Annotated in this window: 17 protein-coding genes; 6 read left to right on the top strand and 11 right to left on the bottom strand. The window is 62.2% G+C overall.

Going from position 1 to position 22397, the window contains the following annotated elements; all coding sequences use genetic code 11:
• Positions 1–20: 20 nt before the first annotated feature.
• Together lipA and lipB are read right to left on the bottom strand one after the other, a co-directional pair.
• Positions 21–1028: a lipoyl synthase gene (gene lipA / locus MU551_RS12650; RefSeq protein WP_247045034.1), complete on the bottom strand. Its 1008-nt coding sequence runs from the start codon at positions 1026–1028 to the stop codon at positions 21–23.
• Positions 1025–1693: a lipoyl(octanoyl) transferase LipB gene (gene lipB / locus MU551_RS12645; RefSeq protein ID WP_247045032.1), complete on the bottom strand. Its 669-nt coding sequence runs from the start codon at positions 1691–1693 to the stop codon at positions 1025–1027. The genes lipA and lipB overlap by 4 nt, the downstream gene beginning before the upstream one ends.
• Before the next feature lie 118 nt (positions 1694–1811).
• Between lipB and MU551_RS12640 the strand changes: the two genes are divergently transcribed.
• The gene (locus tag MU551_RS12640) at positions 1812–3596 is read left to right on the top strand and encodes a protein kinase domain-containing protein (protein WP_247045030.1); all 1785 of its coding nucleotides are present in this window, start codon (positions 1812–1814) and stop codon (positions 3594–3596) included.
• On the opposite strand, the gene MU551_RS12635 is transcribed toward MU551_RS12640, so the two are convergent.
• Positions 3572–4483 (bottom strand): TIGR01777 family oxidoreductase, encoded by a 912-nt coding sequence (locus tag MU551_RS12635; RefSeq protein WP_247045217.1) that lies wholly within the window; start codon positions 4481–4483, stop codon positions 3572–3574. The two genes, MU551_RS12640 and MU551_RS12635, sit on opposite strands and share 25 nt — an antisense overlap.
• Positions 4484–4567: 84 nt before the next feature.
• On the opposite strand from MU551_RS12635, the gene MU551_RS12630 reads away from it, so the two are divergent.
• The gene (locus MU551_RS12630) at positions 4568–8065 is read left to right on the top strand and encodes a S41 family peptidase (RefSeq protein ID WP_247045028.1); all 3498 of its coding nucleotides are present in this window, start codon (positions 4568–4570) and stop codon (positions 8063–8065) included.
• 143 nt (positions 8066–8208) lie between these two features.
• On the opposite strand, the gene MU551_RS12625 is transcribed toward MU551_RS12630, so the two are convergent.
• The 7 genes from MU551_RS12625 to MU551_RS12595 all read right to left on the bottom strand — a co-directional run bounded on the left by MU551_RS12625 (position 8209) and on the right by MU551_RS12595 (position 16220).
• Positions 8209–8640, bottom strand: a complete 432-nt coding sequence (locus MU551_RS12625) for an OsmC family protein (protein WP_247045023.1) — start codon at positions 8638–8640, stop codon at positions 8209–8211.
• A 143-nt stretch (positions 8641–8783) separates the two neighbouring features.
• A complete protein-coding gene (locus tag MU551_RS12620) occupies positions 8784–9518 on the bottom strand; it encodes a VOC family protein (protein ID WP_247045021.1) in 735 nt (244 codons plus the stop codon).
• 71 nt (positions 9519–9589) lie between these two features.
• On the bottom strand, positions 9590–9940 hold the full coding sequence (locus MU551_RS12615; protein ID WP_247045014.1) for a hypothetical protein: 351 nt from the start codon (positions 9938–9940) through the stop codon (positions 9590–9592).
• A gap of 169 nt (positions 9941–10109) precedes the next feature.
• On the bottom strand, positions 10110–11894 hold the full coding sequence (gene sucB, locus MU551_RS12610; RefSeq protein ID WP_247045012.1) for a 2-oxoglutarate dehydrogenase, E2 component, dihydrolipoamide succinyltransferase: 1785 nt from the start codon (positions 11892–11894) through the stop codon (positions 10110–10112).
• 117 nt (positions 11895–12011) lie between these two features.
• Positions 12012–13394, bottom strand: a complete 1383-nt coding sequence (gene lpdA, locus MU551_RS12605; protein ID WP_247045010.1) for a dihydrolipoyl dehydrogenase — start codon at positions 13392–13394, stop codon at positions 12012–12014.
• 501 nt (positions 13395–13895) lie between these two features.
• A complete protein-coding gene (locus MU551_RS12600) occupies positions 13896–14531 on the bottom strand; it encodes a ScbR family autoregulator-binding transcription factor (protein ID WP_247045003.1) in 636 nt (211 codons plus the stop codon).
• Positions 14532–14693: 162 nt separating this feature from the next.
• On the bottom strand, positions 14694–16220 hold the full coding sequence (locus MU551_RS12595) for a leucyl aminopeptidase (RefSeq protein WP_247045001.1): 1527 nt from the start codon (positions 16218–16220) through the stop codon (positions 14694–14696).
• A 304-nt stretch (positions 16221–16524) separates the two neighbouring features.
• Between MU551_RS12595 and MU551_RS12590 the strand changes: the two genes are divergently transcribed.
• The 4 genes from MU551_RS12590 (at position 16525) to MU551_RS12575 (ending at position 21868) form a co-directional block, all read left to right on the top strand.
• The gene (locus MU551_RS12590; RefSeq protein WP_247044992.1) at positions 16525–17463 is read left to right on the top strand and encodes a proteasome assembly chaperone family protein; all 939 of its coding nucleotides are present in this window, start codon (positions 16525–16527) and stop codon (positions 17461–17463) included.
• A 35-nt stretch (positions 17464–17498) separates the two neighbouring features.
• A complete protein-coding gene (locus MU551_RS12585; RefSeq protein WP_247044983.1) occupies positions 17499–18833 on the top strand; it encodes an MFS transporter in 1335 nt (444 codons plus the stop codon).
• 142 nt (positions 18834–18975) lie between these two features.
• Positions 18976–20274 (top strand): DUF4192 family protein, encoded by a 1299-nt coding sequence (locus MU551_RS12580; RefSeq protein WP_247044981.1) that lies wholly within the window; start codon positions 18976–18978, stop codon positions 20272–20274.
• Positions 20275–20557: 283 nt separating this feature from the next.
• Positions 20558–21868: an RNA polymerase sigma factor gene (locus MU551_RS12575; protein WP_247044979.1), complete on the top strand. Its 1311-nt coding sequence runs from the start codon at positions 20558–20560 to the stop codon at positions 21866–21868.
• Between the two features lie 204 nt (positions 21869–22072).
• On the opposite strand, the gene MU551_RS12570 is transcribed toward MU551_RS12575, so the two are convergent.
• Positions 22073–22294 carry a DUF7455 domain-containing protein gene (locus MU551_RS12570; RefSeq protein WP_247044971.1) on the bottom strand — a complete coding sequence of 74 codons (222 nt, stop codon included), beginning with the start codon at positions 22292–22294 and terminating at the stop codon, positions 22073–22075.
• Between the last annotated feature and the right edge of the window lie 103 nt (positions 22295–22397).

Here is a 22397-nt window from a genome sequence, read left to right as displayed (position 1 = left end):
TAGTTCCAGGAGCGGGAGTTCTAGGAACGGGCCGCGATGAGTGAGCTGGCTTCCTGGCGAGTGCTGCCTGAGCTCTCGATGTGGGCGAGCTCGGCCGGGATTTCCCAGCCCTTTTTCCGCATTGCGGTTGCCCAGAGACGGCCGGCGCGGTAGGAGGAGCGCACCAGCGGGCCGCTCATGACTCCCAGGAAGCCGATCTCATCTGCTTCCTGCTGCAGGTCTACAAACTCCTGCGGCTTGACCCAGCGGTCTACCGGAAGGTGGCGTTCGCTTGGCCGCAGGTACTGCGTGATGGTGATGAGGTCGCAGCCGGCGTCGTGCAGATCCTTGAGGGCCTCGGAAATCTCTTCCCGTGTTTCGCCCATTCCGAGGATGAGGTTCGATTTGGTGACCATACCCAGCTTGCGGCCCTGCGTGATGACGTCCAGGGAACGGTCATAACGGAAAGCCGGCCGGATGCGTTTGAAAATCCTCGGCACTGTCTCCACGTTGTGCGCAAACACTTCGGGCTTGGAATCGCAGATCGCCTCAATGTGCTCCGGCTTTCCGGAGAAGTCCGGGATGAGGAGCTCGACGCCGGTGCCCGGGTTGAGTTCGTGGATCTTGCGTACTGTTTCCGCGTACAGCCAGACACCTTCATCTGCAAGGTCGTCGCGGGCGACGCCGGTGACCGTCGCGTAGCGCAACTGCATCGACTGGACCGAGCGTGCAACCTTGGTGGGTTCGAAGATGTCAACCGGCGACGGCTTCCCTGTGTCGATCTGACAGAAATCGCAGCGCCGGGTGCACTCGGAGCCGCCAATCAGGAAGGTGGCTTCCTTGTCTTCCCAGCATTCGAAAATGTTGGGGCAGCCTGCTTCTTCGCAGACGGTGTGGAGGCCTTCCTTCTTCACCAGGTTCTTGAGGTTGACGAATTCCGGCCCCATCTGGACCTTGGCTTTGATCCACTCCGGTTTCCGCTCCACCGGTGTGGCCGAGTTGCGCTGCTCGATTCGCAGCATTTTCCGGCCTTCTGGTGCCAGTGTCACAGTAGAGCTCCTTCGGGAATCGCAACTAGGGCGTCTTCATTCTTGCGCAGTTCTTCAGTGATCCGCGAAACGAGATCCGCCGGAGCCACATCTCTGCCGATCTCCTGGGCGATGGTGGTCACGCCTGCGTCGGTGATGCCGCAGGCGATGATCTGGCCGTAAGGTGCCAGATCGTTGTTGCAGTTGATAGCGAAGCCGTGCATGGTGACGCCATCGCTGACGCGGATGCCGATCGCGGCGATTTTTCGGGCCGGGCCCTTCTCGTCCTGGTCGATCCAAACCCCTGCCCGCCCCTTGATCCGTTCCACCTTGAGGCCATAGTCGGACAGAACGGCGATGATCACTGCTTCAAGGCGTTCCACATAGTCGCGGATACCTGCAGGGTTCTTCAGCTTGATGATGGGGTAGCCCACCAGTTGGCCGGGGCCATGCCAGGTGAGCTTGCCCCCGCGGTCCACCGGAACCACCGGTGTTCCATCGAAGGGACGCTCATGTTCCTCGGTGCGCTTTCCCGCCGTGTAGACGGGGGAGTGCTCGAGGAGGAGGACTGTGCTGGGTGCTTTGCCGGCGACGACGTTGTCGTGGAGTTCGCGCTGGATTTCCCAAGCACGCGTGTAGTCAACGAAATCCGGGGCCAGACCCAGCTGGGAAAACTCAAGAGTCATGCCTAACAGCTTAGACCCCGTCCGCCGTCGTGCCCGGTTCTGTGCTTAACCTCTCACCGCAGGAGAGGGTCTGTGGATAACTTCTGCGGGATCCCGCGGAATCGGCTATTCCTTGACTATGGATGAATTCCAGGACGGCGGACCGGAGATCAACTCGGAAAATGGCGGGGAAGGGCCTGGACCGGCTCCATTCCCGGCTGCCGTTGACAATCGGGATATCAGGCCGTCTGTGCCCGGGTACGAGGTGGGACGCGAGCTGGGCAAGGGCGGATCAGCTGCCGTCTGGCTCGTCAGCGAGAAATCGACGCGCCGCAGCTTTGCCCTGAAATGTATGGAGACCGGTTCCGATGACTTCTCCACGGAGGAATCCATCCGCCGCGAGATCCGGATCCTCTCGGCCTTGGATCACCCGCACCTCGTTAAGGCGCACGACGTCGTCAGGCTGGGAGGGGGTGGCGGCGGCGCCTTGGGTCTCGTCATGGATTTCGCCGCCGGTGGCTCCCTCGTGGAACTGGTTTCCACCCGGGGCAAGCTCACAATCGGCGAAACGGTCACCATCCTGACGCCGATGGCCCAGGCTTTGGCATACCTCCACGGCCAGGGCTTCACGCACTCGGACGTCTCACCGGGCAACATCCTGTTCTCCGGGCAGGGTAAGCCTCTGCTGGCAGACCTCGGTGTGAGCAAGATGGTCGGTGATGCCGTAGCAGTTTCCGGGCACGGCACCTTTGGCTTTGTAGATCCTGCGGCGGACGACCCCCTCAGGGCAGGACTGCAGCCGGAGCGGGATGTGTATTCCCTCGCCGCGGTGGGTTGGTACTGCCTGACCGGAAACCCGCCCCCGAAGACATCCCGCAGGCCCCCTCTGACGCTTTTAGTGCAGGGTGCCCCGCCCGAGCTTGCGGCGGCGCTGGAGGCGGCACTTAATGATGAGCGGCGTCAGCGCCCCACCGCCCGTGAATTCGCTACCGCGGTGTATCGAAGCGCGGAAGCTGTACCGGTCGATCTTTCCGCGTCCGTCCACCCCACTATTATTCCGGAGCTGCTGACGCGCCGGAGCTTGCCGCCTCAGGATGATCCTTTGGTCCGTTTTATGGGGTACGGGGACTGGAGACGGCGTTACCGGGAGTGGAGGCGCCGGTCCGCAGGGCACCCGGCAGGACCAGCCCCTGCCTCCGGATCCCCAGGTCGTTTGTCCTCCCGAACAAGCTCGCCGGGAAGGGCCAGCGACAGCCAGGAAACACGGCGCACCCTGCGTACACGTCGCAGGCGAAGGCGGCCCGGACTCCTTACTGGTGCCAGCCTGGCCCTGATGCTGCTGTTGACCGGTTCGGGTGTCAACTGGTGGCTGGCCGAAGGTTTCGGCACGGCCTCTGGGTTGCAGACGGGAGCACGGCATGTTGCGCCTCAGACCGGTGGAGGCAGAGATGGGGCAAGCCCGGACGCAGACACTTTCGCGGGTGTCCCCGGAGATCTTCCTGCCGACATCCCGTTGGAGATCCGTGAACGGATCGATTCGGGGGTGCCCGAGCAGGCGGCGCAGGGGTTGGCCTGGTTGCGTTCAACAGCATTCAGCACCGGCCGGCTCGAACTGCTGAGTGCAGTAAACGCCACTGGTTCCAGTGCGGCGGAGGCTGATGCCAGGACTGCTGCGGTGCTCGAGAAATCCGGCCACAGGCTGGCAGGTTTCAACACCATGCTGTCCAAGGTAGCTACTGAACACGGAAGCACGGCGGATCGCGCAGTCCTTAGTATTACCGCGTCCACATCCGCCTATCAGGAACTGGACTCTTCAGGTGCCTTGGTAGCGGATGTGACAGCGCGCGGCGAGGAGAAACTTCGGCTGGTCTTGCTGCTGGAGAACGGCCGATGGCGTATTCAGGAGATCCTGCCGCCCTCCTGACGGCCTGTGATCCACGGGGCTGCAGTGGTCAGCGATGGATGTTTCCATTGGAAACCTGCTGATGTGAGGACAACAGGATCGAGCCGCTGGCTTGCCAGTAGGAGCTCGTCCGCCAGTTGGCCCATGACGAGGCGCAGGAGCGGCGCCGGAATCTTCAAAAGCGCCGGCCGGTTCAGCCCGGCCGCGAGGTGGGAAATAAGGGAGTGGAGCTGGGCACTGTGCGGTGCCGCCACATTGACGGGTCCCGCGAGCGGCGCCTGCAGGAGGAACGAAAAGGCGGACACAACGTCGGGAAGCGTGATCCAGGGCCAGTACTGCCGCCCGTTACCCAAGGGGCCGCCCAGCCCGAGCCTCAAGAGTGGAAGCAGCTTGCCGAGGGCTCCTCCCACAGGGCTGAGCACCACCCCCGTCCGTGGTGTGATGACGCGGATACCTGGCGGGGCCTCGTTGGCCGCGGCCTCCCACTCCAGGCACAGCCCTGCCAGGACTCCTGTTCCGGCCGGTGACTCCTCGTTCAGGATCGCCCGGCCGGCATCCCCGTAGTAGCCGGATGCCGACTGGCTGATGAAGACGGATGGCGGTGACTCCAGCTGTTTCATTCCGTGCACAAGGGTTTGGGTGGGCAGGATCCGGGAGCGAGATAATTCCCGGATCCTCGCACGGGTCCATAGCCTGTCACCGATACCCGCGCCCGAAAGATTGATGACGGCGTCGGCGCCCTCAAGGGCCGCGGTGTCGAGAACACCCGCCTGAGGATCCCATTGTCTTTCCGAGGCAGAGGTGGGCGGCCTCCGAACGAGGGTCAGAACCTTGTGGCCGTCCCCGCGGAGGCCCCGGGTTACCGCTTTTCCAATCAGCCCTGAAGCACCTGAAATCACTATCTGCATGTCCAATCTCACCACGGGAGACGCCTGTGGGAGGTGTGTCAGTCCATGACAGTTGGAGGGCAGTACTTTGACTATGATCAACTGATGACCTCTTCGAGCTATTTACGTTTTCCGCATCTGCACGGCGACCTGATCACCTTTGTGGCCGAGGACGACGTCTGGATTGCACCCCTGGGAGGAGGCCGCGCCTGGCGGGTCTCGTCTCTTCAATTGCCCGCCCGCAATCCCCGGTTCACTCCGGACGGCAAGCGGCTTGTCTGGACAGTGGTGCAGGGTACCAACCCGGAGGTGGTCACTTCCGACGTCGACGGCGGCGGTTACCGCCAATTGACGTATTTCGGACACGCCACCACACGCGTCAAGGGATTTACGGCAACGGGCGAAGTTGTCGTCACGAGCGCTTTCCGCCAGGCTGAAGGGCGTCACACGCACGCCTACAGTGTGCCGGTGGATGGGGGCTGGGCGGAGGAGCTCCCGTTCGGGCCAGTGGAATCCGTGGCCTTTGGCCCGGAAATCGGGGACGAACGGCCGGTCGTGCTGGCCAGCGTGCTGTCGCGGGAGCCTGCTTGGTGGAAGAGGTACCGTGGCGGAACAGCGGGCAAGCTGTGGATCGATGACGACGGAAACGGCGAGTTCGAACGGCTTCTCCCTGAGATTGACGGGAACCTCACTGATCCGATGTGGGTCGATGGAAGGATCGCATTCCTGTCAGACCACGAAGGGTACGGGAACCTATATTCAGTGCTGCCCAACGGCACTGACCTTCGCAGGCACACAGACCACGAGGACTTCTACGCCCGCCACGCCGCCACTGATGGAAAGCGCATCATTTTCGAATCGGCGGGCGAACTGTGGGTTCTGCCGGACCTTGCCTCAGAGGCCGTGAGGCTGGACATCTCCCTGGGCTCCGCCTCCCAGTCGCGCCGAAGCTCCCTCCTTAAGGCGGCGAAGCATCTTGGCGAAGTGATTCCGGACCTCACGGGAACTTCAAGCGCTGTTGAGACCCACGGAACCATTCACTGGCTGCGGCACAAAGACGGCCCCTCGCGAATACTCGAAGCTACCCCCGGAGTGCGTGGACGGCTGCCACGGCCGCTCGCTGATGGGCGGATCGCCTATGTTGCTGATCATGGCGGGGTGGAGGCCCTCTACGTGAAGGCAATCGCTGGCCTGCTCGTCCCCGCCCCTGCGGGGATTAAGCCCACCAAGCCCACTCCAGGGCAACACCAGGGAACGGCGTTGCCCAGCCCTGTATCGGCTGCCGGCCTGAACCACCAGGCTGGGGCAGGTCCCGAAAGCCCTCCTGCCGGCCAGGCAACTGATGGGGTCAGGGACGACGCTTTTGAGGACGCTGATGTTGCAAGCGGGCCTGCCCCGTCGTCCGCCGCATCGAACGTCACCGCGGCTCAGGCTTTGCGCATGGACTTCCCGAAGCCCACGCGTGCCAGCGCTCTGGAGGCCAGCCCGGACGGGCGATGGCTTGCCGTCGGTACGGCCTTTGGTGACGTCTACCTTGCTGACACCCGTGCCGGTTCTTTGTCTCTCGTCACCAGCATCGGTGAGGGCAGTATTGAAGACTTGTGCTGGTCGCCGGACTCCCGCTGGCTGGGGTGGTCCGAACCCGTGACTTCCTTTGGATCCCGGAGCAGGATCAGGATGGCCCGCGTTTCGACGGATCGCATGGAAGTCATCAGTGTCACTGATGGGCGCTTCCGGGACGAGTCGCCGTCGTTCACTCCTGACTGCAAGTTCCTCGCTTTCCTTTCCAATCGCAGCTTTGACCCCGTTTACGACGGACATTCCTTCGATCTGTCCTTTCCGAGTCCCATCAAGCCTTACCTTGTGGCGCTCGCAGCCGACACACCTTCGCCTTTTGGGCCGACAGTTGACTTCCTGGGCGGAGCCGAAGCGCCGGATGATGACGGCGATCAGAAGGCGGAAGGTGCGGAGGCTGCGGAGGTCAGGGTGGACGCGGAAGGGTTGGCTCACCGTGTCATCAGCGTCCCCGTTCCGCAAGGGAACTATTCAGCCCTCTCGGCAACCGAAGGCGCGTTGCTCTGGATGGACAGTCCTCTGGCCGGGGCAACGGGGGATGGCAGGGCAACCGTCGACGACAAGAAGCCCGCACCGCGGTTGGTGCGTTTTGACCTGACCACCCGCAAGGACTCTACGATTGTCGATTCGCTGGACCGTTACACCCTGTCCGGAGACCGGAAGAAGCTGGTATTCGTCCACGAGAAAGCCGTCAAGGTGGCGCCTTCCGGGGCCAAGGCGGATGAAGATTCCGGCAAACTGGTCACGGTGGATCTGGGTCGGATCCGTGTCCTCATGGATCCCGTGAGTGTTTGGGCGCAGGCCTTTGATGAGGCGTGGCGCCTGCAGCGCGACTTCTTCTGGGCCGAGGACATGGCGGGCCAGGACTGGGACTCTGTGCATAGCCGGTATCGCCCCATAGTTGACCGCCTGGGGTCCCATGATGATCTCGTGGACCTCCTGTGGGAACTCCATGGTGAACTTGGCACGTCACACGCCTACGTGCGTCCGGCCGCTTTGACCGAAAATGGCAGCAACGGTCAGGGCCGCCTCGGCGCCGATCTCGCCTTTACAGGACAGGGATGGGAAATAACCCGGATCCTTGCCAGTGAATCTTCGGATCCCCTGGCTACCTCACCGTTGACACGTCCAGGAGCCGACGCTAAAGCAGGCGACGTCATCCTGGCCATCGACGGCGTGGAACTTTCCGAGACGCTCACGCCGGCCGTTCAGCTGGTGGGCGCCGCCGGACGGGCTGTCGAGCTGACCATCCTCAACGGCGCCGGCCATGGTGACGCCGCAGGACAGCAGCGGCGGATCGCTGTGGTTCCCGTGAAGGACGAGGAGCGGCTGCGCTACCAGGAATGGGTAACTGCCAACCGCCGGACAGTCAGGGAGGCCTCAGACGCTACATTTGGGTACCTCCATATTCCGGACATGATGCCGAATGGATGGGCACAACTGCACCGCGATCTGGACACTGAAACGGCCCTTGACGGGCTGATCGTGGATGTTCGCCGGAACCGGGGCGGACACACATCACAACTGGTTGCTGAACTCATCGGGCGCAAGGTTACGGGTTGGAGCATGCCTCGTGGGGAGAAACCCCGAACCTACCCTCACCATGCCCCGCGCGGGCCCGTGGTGATCCTCGCTGACGAGTTTGCCGGTTCCGACGGCGACATCATCACCCAGGTTTCGAAGCTGCGGGGAATCGGACCGGTTATCGGCACCCGGACATGGGGTGGGGTCGTGGGCATCGATAACCGCTTTACGCTCGCCGACGGGACCGGCGTGACCCAGCCCCGGTATGCCACCTGGTTCAGCGGCGGAGTCGGTTGGGATATCGAGAACTTCGGCGTTACTCCGGACATTGAGGTGACGTTCCCGCCCCACGCCTATGCGGCCGGCCGCGATCCGCAGCTGGAATACGGCATCGGAGCACTCAAGGAAATGATCCAGGAGCTTCCTACAGACCGTCCGCCGCTTCGCGAAGGCTACCGGCGCGTGGTCCCTGCTCCCTTGCCTGCCCGGAAGCTTACAGACTGACTTCCTATCAACGCTGAAGGCCCCGTCGGGCTGATATCAGGCTTTCCTGACTATCAGTCCGACGGGGCCTTTGGGCTGTCACAAGCCGATGCGTTGCTGCTAAGCCACTTTCGGCTCAGAAAGCTTCGTGATGGCTGTTGAGATCAGGAAGCGGCGAGCGTCGCGTCCAGGGAAATATCGATACTGGCCAGCGCGCCGGAAACGGGGCAGCCGGTCTTGGCTTCGCCGGCGATCTTCTGGAACTCTTCTTCGGAGATGCCCGGAATCCTGGCGTTGACGGTGAGGTGGCTTCCCGTGATTCCGGTGCCGGGCACGAACGTTACGGCAGCCGTGGTGTACAGCTCATCGGGGGTGTGGCCGGCCTTGGCAAGCATATTGCTGAAGGCCATGGAGAAGCATGACGAGTGCGCTGCGGCAATCAGTTCCTCGGGGCTGGTCTTGCCCTCGGCCTCTTCGGTTCGGGCCTTCCAGGTGACGTCGAAAGTGCCCAGTCCGGAGCTATCCAGTGTTGTTGCGCCCGAACCTGTCATCAGGTCGCCGTTCCATACAGTGTGTGCGTTGCGTGTTGCTGCCATGTCCGCTCCTCAGCTTGAATTGGTACCGGGTCAGGCCTTGGCCTTTTCCCTCCGGGTCAATCCTATGGATTCCGGAGTCGAAGTGCACCAGTGTCCGCTGTCAGAGGATTGTGGCTGAATAAGCTGTGGACATGAATCCCTGGTCAGCCCGGGGTGAGGACGCAGAACTCGTTGCCTTCCGAGTCAGCGAGGCACATCCACGGCACGTCACCCTGCCCGACGTCGGCGTCCGTTGCACCGAGAGCCCGCAGCCGTGCCACTTCAGCCGCTTGATCGTCACCTGGGTACGGCTTCAGGTCCAGATGGATACGGTTCCACACGGCGTTGTTGTCGGTGCGAATGAACTCCAGATACGGTCCGACACCCATAGCCGAACGCAGCCGGGCCCGATCCTCGCTGACCTCATGCAGGTTCCAATCCGTCGCCTGGCTCCAGAAACCGGCCATGGCGCGGGGATCGGTGCAGCTGACCACCACTGCGGCGATGGGCCCGGTGTTGCGGTAGATCGAACGGGGCTCAAGTACGCAGAACACGTTGCCCTCCGGATCAGCCAGGACCGTCCAGGGCACGTCACCCTGGCCCACGTCGGCCGGCGTCGCACCGAGCGCCAACAGGCGCTCGACCAGCTCCGCGTGGTGGGCAGCAGACGTCGTGGCGAGATCGAGGTGCACACGGTACTTCACGGTTTCGGGGTCCGGGACGGTGACGACGTCGACACAAACGGCGGCGGGGTCCGGCCAGTCGAAGCCGCCGGGTTCAACGTTGGTTACCCCGGGTCCGTCGCTGGAAACGCCCCATCCGAGCGCTTCCGCCCAAAACCGACCGAGCGCTGAGTCATCCCGGGCCTTGAAATTCACCTGAACAAGTCGCAGTCCCATGCCGCCCTACCCTATACCGGGGCGGCCCCAAACCGGGGACAGGCACGGGAGACATGCCCGGAAAGTAAGCGCTAGTTCCAGAGAGTGGCGATGGCGACGTTAAGGAGGGCAAGTCCGCCCACGCTGTGGGCCAATCCCTTGCTGACAGGCTCGCCCTTCTTGAACTTGCGGCTACCGATGAAAGCGAGGACGGCCACTACAAGGGCGATAACGATCTTGACGCCGATTTTCGCGTAGATAACGTCCTTGCCCAAGGCAGGGATGAGACCCATCATCACGATGCCTGTGAGGAGCTGCAATGCCGCTCCGTCGAACTGACGCGGATGGACCGTTGGCTTCTTCATGTTGCCGATCCAGATGCCGACGATCATTGCGGCGCCAACGATGTGAAGGAAGACCATGATGTCATAGACGATGTTCATGGCATCAGTCTAGCCACAGAGTTCTACAGCCTGTAGTAAGGCGGCCGCGCGTTTCGCAGCCGGAACCTGGCGGCCCAAACAACGACGGCGGCCCGGGCTTCCGAATGGATTTTTCCACCGTTGCCCGGGCCGCCGCCGTCGTTGATCTGTTGTCAGTCCTTCTGAGGTTTTAGAGCCCTAGGTCGGACTCGAAGGCACCCGATTCGAGGCGCGCCTTCAAGGTCTGCAGGAAACGTCCTGCATCTGCTCCATCCACCAGTCGGTGATCGTACGTCAGGGAGAGGTACATCATGGAGCGGATGGCCAGTGAGTCATCGCCGTTCTCATCAGTGACCACCACTGGCCGCTTGACGATGGCACCTGTGCCCAGGATGCCGACCTGCGGCTGATTGATGATCGGGGTGTCGAACAGTGCGCCGACAGATCCGATGTTCGTGATGCTGAACGTTCCGCCGGAGAGCTCGTCCGGGCCGATCTTGCCGTTGCGGGTACGGTCAGCAACGTCGGCGATCTTGCCGGCAAGTCCGGCGAGGTTCAGGTTGCCGGCGTCGGAAATGACAGGAACCAGGAGGCCCTTGTCGGTGTCCACCGCAATCGCCAGGTGCTCGGCGTTGTGGTACGTGATTTCCTGCTTTTCCTCGTCGTAGGCGGCATTGAGCTTCGGGTGCTGCTTCAGCGCCTCGGCTACAGCCTTGGCGATGAAAGGCAGGAACGTCAGCTTTACGCCGTTCTGAGCCTGGAAGGAGTTCTTGGCCTTGAGCCGGAGCTTCGCAACCTTCGTCATGTCCACCTCGTGGACCTGGGTCAGCTGGGTCGAAACATCAAGCGACTCGCGCATACGCCGGGCGATGACCTGGCGGATGCGGGGCGCCTTCTGTACCGTACCGCGCAGCGAAGCAGCGGCAGCCGAGGCGGCTGACGGGGCAGCTGCGGCGGGCGCTGCCTGTGGCGCACTGGCAGCCTGGGCAGCCGGCGCAGCGCTGGCAGCCTTGGCTTCTGCTGCGGCCAAAACGTCCTGCTTGCGGATTCGGCCTCCGACGCCTGTTCCGGTGAGTGAAGAAATGTCCACACCCTGCTGGTTGGCAAGCTTGCGGACCAGGGGAGTCACGTAGCCGGACTCCGCAGCCGACGGCTCCGTGGTTGCCGCAGCAGCAGGAGCCGAAGCGGGGGCAGCAGGAGCTGCTGCTGCAGCAGCAGGTGCCTCCTGCTTGGCTTCGGCGGCGGGTGCTGGAGCCGGGGCAGGTGCCTCCTGCTTGGCCTCAGCAGCAGGTGCCGAAGCCTGAGCCGGAGCCGGGGCAGCGGGGGCCTGTGACGCAGCCGGGGCACCAGAACCGATAACAGCCAGGACTGCACCGACCTCAGCAGTCTCGTCCTCATTAACACGGATTTCCTGAAGAGTTCCCGCCACCGGCGACGGAATTTCGGTGTCCACCTTGTCCGTGGAGACTTCGAGCAGCGGCTCGTCAACTTCGACGCTATCGCCGATTGCCTTGAGCCAGCGGGTCACCGTACCCTCAGTGACGCTTTCACCCAAGGCCGGAAGAGTGACTTCATGGCCCTCGCCGCCGGCAGCCGGTGCAGACTCAGCGGCCGGCGCCTCAGCCGCAGGCGCTGCCTGAGCTTCAGCGGCAGGAGCCTCTGGTTCTGCGGCAGGTGCTTCCTCTGCAGCGGGCGCTTCCTCAGCGGCGGACGGAGCCACAGCGCCGTTCGAAGAAGAGCCGTCCCCAATACGGACCAGGGGTGCACCCACTTCGGCGGTCTCGTCTTCGGCAACGAGAATTTCCTCGATCACACCGGCGATCGGAGAAGGGATTTCGGTGTCTACTTTGTCAGTGGATACTTCGAGCAGCGGCTCGTCCACTTCTACCCGGTCACCTACCTGCTTAAGCCAGCGCGTAACGGTTCCTTCAGTGACGCTCTCACCGAGGGCGGGCAAGTTAACGGATTCAGACATATCGTCCCCGTTCTCCTTATTGATCTTTAGTGCGGATGGTTGCTGCTGCGTTGTTCGAGCTTAGTGCACGCAGCAGTTACTGCCGGGTGCACCAAACCCTGTTGCCTTGCGGGATGACTAGCCGTGAAGGGGCTTGCCTGCCAGAGCGAGATGGGCCTCGCCCAGTGACTCATTCTGCGTCGGGTGGGCGTGTACCAGCTGGGCCACGTCCTCCGGGTAGGCTTCCCAGTTCACGATCAGCTGGGCCTCGCCGACCTGCTCGCCCATGCGCGCACCGATCATGTGGACACCGACGACCGGACCGTCCTTCTGGCGGACCAGCTTGACGATGCCGGTAGTGCCGAGGATGGAGCTCTTGCCGTTACCGGCAAGGTTGTATTCCTGGGTCTGGACCTGGTCGTCGCCGAACTTCTCCTTGGCGGCCTTTTCCGTGTAGCCCACAGTCGCGATTTCGGGATCGCAATATGTGACCTTGGGGATGTTCACATCCTCGACGATCACCGGCTTCAGTCCTGCGATTTCCTCGGCCACGAAAATACCCTGCTGGTAACCGCGGTGGGCCAACTGCACGCCGGGCACAATGTCGCCAATGGCGTAGATGTTGCCGACGCCCGTGTGCAGGCGCTCGTTCGTGATGACAAAACCGCGATCGATGGTGACGCCGGCGTCCTCATAGCCGAGGTTGGCGGTAACCGGTCCGCGGCCGACTGCTACGAGGAGCAGTTCGGCCTCAAAGGTTTTGCCATCGACCAGGGTGACCTTAACGCCGTTTTCGTCCTGCTCGACTCCCTGGAAGAAGATGCCGGTGGAGAACTTGATGCCGCGTTTCTTGAATGCACGCTCAAGGTGCTTGACGATGGCCGCGTCCTCATTGGGAACCAAGGAAGGCAAACCTTCGACGATGGTTACGTCAACGCCGAACGACTTCCAGACAGAGGCGAACTCGACGCCGATGACGCCGCCGCCCAGGACGATGACGCTCTTGGGGATGTAGTCCATGGTCAGGGCTTCGTCGGAGGTGATAACACGTCCGCCAATTTCCAGCCCCGGCAGGGAACGGGAGTACGAGCCGGTGGCCAGCACGATGTTCTTGCCCTTGTAGGCCGTTCCGTTCACGACGATGGTGTCGGTGCCCTGGAGCTTGCCTTCACCCTCGATTACGGTGATTCCCTTGGACTTGATGAGTCCCTGCAGACCTTTGAATTTTCCGGCGATGATGCCGTCTTTGTAGGCGTTGACCGCAGTCATGTCGATACTGTCAAGGGTCACGTTGACCCCGTACTTCGAGGCATCGCGGGCATGATCTGCCAGTTCGGCGGAGTGCAGGAGTGCCTTGGTGGGAATACACCCGTTGTGGAGGCAGGTTCCGCCGAGCTTGGCTTTTTCAACCAGCCCAACAGTGAAGCCGAGCTGAACGGCACGCAGGGCGGTGGCGTATCCGCCGCTGCCGCCACCGAGTACCAGGATGTCGAATTCTTGCGCAGTTGCCTGATCGGCCACTAAAACGCTCCCTCGCGTGAACGATGACGCGAGAGTACGCATCATCTGGTCTTGGAACTTGTTCTGCCGTGATTATGCCAGCAGGCAGGTTCTCTTGCATTTGTGACTACCAAAGTTCACCTTAGCGAACCACTTATCCATGCTCCACCTTGGAGTGGCGTTTGTGGAGCGCTTGTGGTCAGTGTCACGCAGCTTTGTGGCGAAGGCATCAGGGCCGGGAATCTTCAACACCGGCAATGCATGACCTGATGACACACCTGTCGCGGGTCTGCTGAGTGGCGGGGCCATCAGTGGCATGCCCGCCGGCAGACCCGCGACGAAGGCGGATCGCGGTACAGCCCGGCTTGATCCAGGCGTTGCCGACGCCCCCCAAAGCTCGCGCCGGCACACAGACTTCGTTCCAGGCCCCCCATCATGGCTGGCCGGGAATCATTGGTACCTAGACGAGAATATGCGTAACCGGCCGGTAAAACAATATGGTTGACCGGTTTAGCTGGATCGTTATTCAGCTGAGATAAGGCCCGCGAGAGTCATGGGGTCCTCGTCATAGTCCTCGTGCATAATTCCGGGCAAAAGGATGGACCACATCTCTTCGATGCGTTGCATGACGTCGCGCCTGTCGGTCAAGATGCCGGATACCATCTGCACTCCTGTGAAAGAAGCGACCAAATAGCGCGCAAAAGCGGCGGAAGTCACGGAGGAGCGGATCTGCTTTTCCTCCCTGGCCCGTTCTGCCAGCTGTCCCATGGCTTCAATCCAGTCTTCATACGGTCCGCGCACAGGTTGACCGAACGCAGTCGCTTCCAGCGTGAGCCGGATGCCCGCCCTGACTACTGGTTCATGAATGAGCTTGAGCCCGAAGGCCCGGCACATCAGGATCATCGTTGTCAGTGCCGGACGACTTTCAGCCAGGATGGCCTGACCCTCCGCGAGAACGATCCGGTGCTGTTCCTCGATCACTGCACGGGCAAGGTCTTCCTTGCTCTGAAAATGAAAGTAGAGGGCTCCCTTTGTCACCTTGGCGGCCTGGGACACCTGCGTCAGGCTGGCATTACCGTAGCCGTGCTCTTCGAAGACGGCAGCTGCCCCTGCAATGATCGCCTCACGGGTTGCTTTGGCGCGATCCTGAAGGACCATTTATTGACCTCAACTCTGTAAGAAGCGTTTCTCCGGGGAAGTTACCCGCCCCGTGGCTGCCGGCGGACTTCTGATCCTAACAACATGAATCTTTTAGCTTGGCGCCTCACTTTTAGAGACGCTCCGGCGTTTTTCATGAGCGTGTCCGGATCAGCAATGCAGCTAGGCTGAGGCAGCCAGGAGATCTTCCGCATACGCAACCAAGGTTCGGACTGTGCAGCCGGTGCCCTGTTTGGGGGTGTAGCCATACGGGCTGCCGTTGTTAAAGGACGGGCCGGCAATGTCGATGTGGGCCCACGGAATGGGCTCCCCGTCCTTGCCTTTTCCGACGAATTCCTGCAGGAACACCGCCGCGGTCATCATGCCGCCATGACGTTCACCGATGTTGGCGAGGTCAGCAACCTGGGAGTCCAGGCTCGGGCGGAGTTCTTCGGGCAGCGGCATCGGCCAGAGCAGCTCGCCGGCGCGGTCGGCGGCGGCCTTCAGCGGAGCGGTGACGCTGTCCGCTCCCATGACGCCGGCCGTGCGGTTACCGAGTGCGATCAGTTGTGCTCCGGTCAACGTCGCCACGTCAATGATGGCGTCCGGGTACTCCTGGCTTGCCGCCACAATACCGTCGGCCATCACGAGGCGGCCCTCGGCATCGGTGTTCAGCACTTCAACGGTCTTGCCGCCAAACATCTTCAGGACGTCCGCGGGACGGGTGGCAGCGCCGGACGGCATGTTCTCGGCAATGCACAGCCATGCCGTTGCCTTGACGGGGACGCCCAGGCCTGCGAGCGCCAAAACTGTGTTAAGTACGACGGCGGCGCCGGCCATATCGCTCTTCATGTCACCCATACCCAGGGCCGGCTTGATGGAGATTCCGCCGGTGTCGAAAGTGATGCCTTTGCCCACCAAGGCAATTTTGGCCGTCGCCTTCGCGGGCGAATATTCGACTTTGACCAGCCGCGGCTGGCGGGTAGAGCCTTTGCCTACCCCCATGATGCCGCCGAACCCTTCCTTTTCCAGGCGCTTTTCGTCCCAGACCGTGACTTTGACGGGCAGGCCCTTGGAGAGCTCCTTCGCCGCCTCTGCGAACGACTCCGGGTAGAGATGGCTTGGCGGCTGGTTGACCAGGGATCGGGTTGCATTAACTGCTTTCCCGATGAGGGCTGCCCGTTTCAGCGTCTGGGGGAGGTTCCTGTCTTCAGCGAGTTCAGTAAAGATGACCGCGGTCTTCACCGGGTCCTTGAGTCCGTTTTTTTCCGAGCGGTGATCGGTAAAGGAGTAAGCGCCGAAGGAGGCTCCCTCGGCGACGGCAGCGACGTCGCCGAGGGCCGCCGTCGGGAACGCAATGGTGACGCTGGAGAGCCCGGCCAGCTGACGGACAGCGGATCCGGCCGCCCTTCGCAGCGACTCCTCAGAGATCTTCTGGCCGTCACGCACTTTGCCCAGACCGGTCAATACCAGGACGGAAGCCCCGGTCTCGGGGAGGCCCGGAAGACGGATCAACTGGTCGGCAGCCCCGGTGACCCCAAGAACCTTCAGCGATCCGGCGAGGGCCTCGGCGGACTTCGCCGTCAAAGGGTTCTCCAGCAGGACGGGACCGTCCGGTCCCTGCCCCACGCCGATAACAAGGGCTTCGCTAGGGGATTTCTTCAGGTCCCGGGCGATGGCGCTAAGTTTGATCTCAGTATTCTTGACCACGAGGATCAGTCCTCAATTCTCTGTGATTGCTTGGCAGGGAGTACATGTTGGGCGCCCCTGCCGGGGACCGGCCTGCATCGGTTTGTGACGCAACCCGGAGTCTTCCTGCCGGATATAAGGCCAGTTCCGATCGTAGCCTCTCACTGGAGTGCACACTGAATTCCATGAGATGTTCGGCACACCGGACGGGAGGAATGGTTGGCGCTTTTTCTACGTTGTAAAGATTAGTCCGGCGTGCCGGTCCTCCGGCCCGCCCCGTGCGGTGTCACCATCCTCCCCACCGCAACCGTGAAAGGAACATGCCATGCTTGAACGGATATCCGGCTCGCTGCTGGACCCCCATGCGCTTTATGCAAGCAACAGCGAGCTGTTCCACGACCCCGCCAACCGCGGGCTGGACATGGTCATGGGGTTTACCGGCTTTGCCGATGCAGGTCATGTGGTCAAGCAGATCACCACCGAACTCCTCGAAACACTGGAATCGGAACTCGTGGCTGTCTTCGACGCAGACCAGCTCATCGACTACAGGTCCAGGCGCCCCCACGTCAGCTTCGTGGAGGATCATTTGCAGGATTACCAGGCCCCAAGCCTCGCGCTGTACAGGCTGGTTGACGGTCTGGGAAAGCCGTTCCTGTTGCTGGCAGGGTTCGAACCTGACCTTCAATGGGAGAGGTTCGCCCGTGCGGTCCTGCACATCGTGGAGCAGCTCGAGGTCAACCTGGTCACCTGGATCCACTCCATTCCCATGCCGGTGCCGCACACCCGGCCCGTAGGAGTCACCGTTCACGGCAACAGGCCGGAGCTCATTGAGGGCATTTCGGTCTGGAAGCCCACTGTTGAGGTGCCCGCCGCAGTGGGCCATGTTCTCGAACTCAGGCTGACGGAGGCCGGGCGCAAGGTGGCTGGATACGTTATCCATGTCCCTCACTATCTGGCCGAGGCGGAGTACCCTCCCGCGGCTGTCGCAGGATTTGAATACCTCGGCGCAGCGATGTCGCTGATGCTCCCGACCGACCGTCTTCGCGAAGCGGGTCGTGAAGTCGGGAGGCAGATTGCCGAGCAGATCGAGGCCTCGGAAGAGGTGCAGAATGTCGTGTCGAGGCTGGAGTCCCGGTACGACGAGAAGGCCGAGGGTACGGTCCGACGTTCCCTGCTCGCCGACGAAAACGACCAGCTGCCGAACGCCGACGATCTTGGCGCAGCTGTCGAGGCCTACCTTGCCAGCAAAGAAGCTGGTCAATAAATACGACTTATCCCTTCCGAAGGCATAATGGAGGGGTGACTGCACCCCGCGCCTGGCTCATTTGGACCATCGGTGTGTTTGCGTACCTGGTAGCAGTCAGCCAACGGACGTCCTTCGGCGTCGTGGGCCTGGAAGCAACAGAACGCTTCCAAGCCAGCGCCGCAGAGATTTCGTTCTTTACCGTCCTTCAGCTGCTGGTTTACGCCGGCCTGCAGATTCCGGTCGGGATACTGGTGGACAGGTTCGGCTCACGTGCCATGATCGCAGGCGGAGCCATCCTGATGTGCCTGGGTCAGCTTCAGCTCGCGTTCGCGGTCAACATTCCCGGCGGTGTCCTCGGCCGTGTACTGGTGGGTGCCGGAGACGCTATGACCTTTATCTCGGTGATCCGGCTTATTCCGCTCTGGTTTTCGCCAGCGAGAGTTCCCCTTATTACGCAACTCACCGGAATGTCAGGGCAGCTCGGCCAGCTTGTCAGTGTTGTGCCGTTCGCCCTGATACTTCATTTGGCGGGCTGGACTCCTGCTTTCCTGACGTTGGCGGGAATGTCCGGCGTCGCCGTCGTCCTGGTCCTTGCCTGGCTGCGGGATCTGCCGCCGGGACATCCACGCCCGGAGAAGGTCCAGGGACTTCGCGCCACAGGCGCTTCCTTATCGCGGGCCTGGCGGCAGCCTGGGACCAGGCTGGGCCTTTGGAGCCACTTCACTATTCAGTTCAGCGGCACTGTATTTGCCATGACCTGGGGTTACCCGTTCCTCATCTCGGCACAAGGCCTGGACACCGGCGCAGTCTCGGCCCTGATGGCCCTCTACGTTGCCGCGGCAATGGCCACCGGCCCGCTCATCGGCAGGTTCGTCTCCCGGCATCCCTTGCGCCGCTCCACCATGGTGCTCCTGATCGCGGCCGCCACAGCCGTGGCGTGGGGAGCCGTGCTGCTCATGCCCGGAAGGTCCCCGCTCTGGCTCCTTGCCGGACTGGTGGTGGTATTGGCGATCGGCGGACCCGGCTCCATGATCGGATTCGATTTTGCCCGCACGTTCAATCCTGCCCACAGGATAGGAACGGCTACAGGCATCGTTAATGTGGGTGGTTTCATTGCCGCCCTTGTCTGTATCTACCTCGTCGGACTTGTCCTCGACATCCTTTATTCCACTGGATTCTCGCGTGGGGAACTGTACGGCCTCGAACCTTTCCGGATCGCCCTCTGCGTCCATTTCCTGTTGCTGGCCTTCGGTGCCACCGCGGTCCTGGTGTGCCGGCGCAAGGTACGCCGCCAGTTGGCGGCACAAGGTGTGGTGGTTCAGCCGCTGCTTAAGTCCATGGCGCAGCAGCGGCTGCGGAATGCGGAGAAGCGGCGCACACCGGAGTAGCCACGAAGATTGCTGGCCGTCCCCGCCGTTCCCTTCCTCCACAGGGGGTTGCCGGCAGGGTGGTCCATGTTTCCCGCCTGGTTGTCCACATAGGTCAAGGCTGGTCTCGCGGAGCTGGCGGTTGCTTCGGAAAGCTGGGGGCATGACACGAGACCATCTCAAAATCAGCGGCCCTGAAGATATTCTCGGCTTCATTCCCCATACCCTGGGCTATTGGCCGTGCAACAGCCTGGTTGCGATGACCATGCAGGGCAAGCGGCTGGGCGCGACGCTTCGGGTGGATCTTCCACCGGAGGATCAGGCGGACGTCCGGCATTATGCCCAAACTGTGGGTGACTATCTTGAGGCCGACGAGGACGCTGACGGGTCGTTGCTCGTCATCTTCAGCAACGACGGCTGGGAAAAACGCGACGGGGAGGCCAGGCCCGACGTGTCTCCCCGGCCCGTTGAGACTTCCGCTGCCCCGCACTCCGAACTCCTGGCTGCAGTGGAAGAAGTCCTTGAACGCTCAGGCACGCCCGTCCGTGATGTGTGGCTCGTGGGAGATGACTACTGGCGGAACGCCCACTGTACGGACGATTCCTGCTGTCCGCGCCCGGGCCGCTCACTGGATGAGATCCGCGACAGCCGGTTGAATGCTGAAATGGTGTTTCGGGGGAGCAGCATCGGTCCCGGCCCGGACACTCCCGCGGGACGCAGCGCCCAGGTAAAACAGGGCACCCCGGATCCATTAGTGGCAGCGGCTCAAGCCGCATGGTCGGGTGCGTTCGCGCACCGCAGGGCCAGCCGGCGGCAATTCGACGCCGTCCTCGAGGCCTGGAATGCGGTTCTGGCGGAATCGCACGTCCAGCCGCCACCACCGGCGGTCTCGGGCTTCCTTCGCGCTTCGCTGTGTATCCCGGCCTGGCGTGATGCCGTGCTCGTGATGGCTGCGGCAGGAGCCCAGACGGCTATTCAAGGTGCTGCAGAATTCGGAGTATTCCAGGCCGAGAGCGATGACGACGAAGATGGCGCACCCTACAGTCCCGAACTTACCGGCCAACTTACGGGCGGCATTCCAGCGGCCAGACACAGCACAAGGGAAGAGGCAGCCCGACCACTCCCAGGAAGCCCCGTTCCAAACTACGGCGAAGTCCTGCTGGGAGTAGCCCCGCGCGTTCCGGACTGGACGTCGATGGACAGGCTTGAAAAGCTGCTCGTGCAACTGGATGAACCGAAGGGTGGGGAAGCAAGCGCGGCCGCCCTGACAGGGCGGGGTTGGATCGAATGGTGCCGGGGCCGGGGTTCGTATGCCCATTCGCTGCTCGGGCAGGCAAGCGACATCCTCCCTGGCTATCGGCTCGCAGATCTGCTGAACGAGGTGGTGCGGCGGGGAACGGTTTGCGGGTGGGCAGGACGACGGGAGGCAGCTTGGCAGAAAATCGGTTCTGAGGCTGCCTGAGCAGATAAGGGGTTGCCGGGAACGCTGCGGAATATGCGGTAACAAGGGATTCATGAGGGGTCGATTCCGAAATCCGTGAGACAATGGTTGCCGAGACCCGGTTGGGTCCGTGAATCAGGTGCGAGCGGTGTACCCCGAAACGGGAACATTGCAGCCGTCCCGGCAGTTCTACTTAGTGGCCCTGCCGGCCGTGGTTGCACCTGATGTGAATCACGGACTTGACAGGGTCATAGTGGTGTTGCCCGTATGGTGATTCCACAGACCGCCGCTAGAAAGGTTTTCTGTGACCCCGTCTTCCGCGAAGAAGGAACCCGCCGACCAGGCCGAATTGTCTCCAGAGGAGAAGAAGGCGGCCACGAGCGCGAAGCGTGCCGCCACCCGTGCAGCCAACAAGGCTGTCAGAGGCGGCGACGACACCGTGTCCGCAGCCGAACCCAAGAAGCGCGGGCCCAAGCCCGGCGCCAAAGCGGCAGCGGAAGCTGCCGGCAAGTCGCATGACGACGATTCCGACGACGTGGACGTCGAGGAAGACCTCGACGACGTCGTTCCTGACCCTTCGGAACTCACCGAGGAAGGCGAAGAGGGAGCCGGCAAGGCTGCCGGTGCCGCCACTGGTTCCGGATTTGTCTATTCGGATGCCGATGACGACGACGCCCCTGTCCAGCAGGTCATGTCCGCCGGCGCTACAGCTGACCCTGTCAAGGACTACCTGAAGCAGATCGGCAAGGTCGCCCTGCTGAACGCGGAGCAGGAAGTCGATCTTGCGCTGCGCATCGAAGCCGGACTCTTTGCCGAAGAGAAGATCAACGCCGACGACGGCAGCATGGATCCGAAGTTTAAGCGTGAGCTTGAATTCGTGATCCACGACGGAAAGCGCGCCAAGAACCACCTGCTGGAGGCCAACCTCCGCCTGGTTGTTTCGCTGGCCAAGCGCTACACCGGCCGTGGCATGCTGTTTCTGGACCTCATCCAGGAAGGCAACCTGGGCCTGATCCGCGCCGTCGAAAAGTTCGACTACACCAAGGGCTTCAAGTTCTCGACATACGCCACGTGGTGGATCCGCCAGGCCATCACCCGTGCCATGGCTGACCAGGCGCGTACCATCCGTATTCCGGTGCACATGGTTGAAGTCATCAACAAGCTTGCCCGCGTGCAGCGGCAGATGCTTCAGGACCTTGGGCGTGAACCTACCCCCGAGGAACTGGCCCTTGAACTGGATATGACTCCTGAAAAGGTCGTCGAAGTTCAAAAGTACGGCCGCGAACCCATCTCGCTGCACACCCCCCTGGGTGAGGACGGCGATTCCGAGTTCGGTGACCTGATCGAAGACTCCGAGGCCGTTGTTCCTGCTGACGCCGTGAGCTTCACGCTGCTCCAGGAACAGCTCCACTCCGTCCTGGACACCTTGTCGGAACGCGAAGCCGGTGTTGTGGCCATGCGCTTTGGCCTGACAGATGGCCAGCCGAAGACTTTAGACGAAATTGGCAAGGTCTATGGCGTCACTCGTGAACGCATCCGCCAGATAGAGTCCAAGACGATGTCGAAGCTGCGCCACCCGTCACGGTCGCAGGTCCTGCGCGACTACCTCGACTAAAACGCGGCGTCCTGAACGCTGCTGCACTAACGCCAATGGCCTCCGTCGGAATCCCCGATGGAGGCCATTGCTGTTCCCGGTTGTCCCCGTCCGCCCCGGAGGTTCCCGTCCGCCCCGGCAGGTCGCGGGAATCCTGCGACCCTGATCAGAAAAAAATCAGGGCCCCTCCACAGTGGAGGAGCCCTGACATGATCAGTGGGGCAGCTAGTCGACTGGAACCGGTTCCTTCTCGTGAAGCCGGCTCGTTTCATCGTGCCAGTCGGAGCTCAGCGGCTTCAGGGTGGCTTCGACCGCGCGTGCGTGGTGGCCGCAAAACAGCAACTCACCGCCGGAGGAACCGAGAACAACCCGGACGTATGCCTGTGCCCCGCAACGATCGCACCGGTCCAGTGCGTTTAGCGTGCGGTCCGCTACTGCTGTTGTCATTTCGGCCTCCTTAGTAGATCGGTAACTCTATATAACCAGCATTCGTTGCTGATCCACGGCAAGGATTGATCAAGTTCGCTGTCCGCGTATCACATGTGCGTAA

This window comes from Arthrobacter rhizosphaerae (assembly GCF_023062595.1).
GTDB classification, from domain to species: Bacteria; Actinomycetota; Actinomycetes; order Actinomycetales; family Micrococcaceae; genus Arthrobacter; species Arthrobacter rhizosphaerae.
The sequence above is the reverse complement of the archived record's forward strand: the minus strand, read 5'-3'. Positions and strand labels throughout refer to the sequence as shown.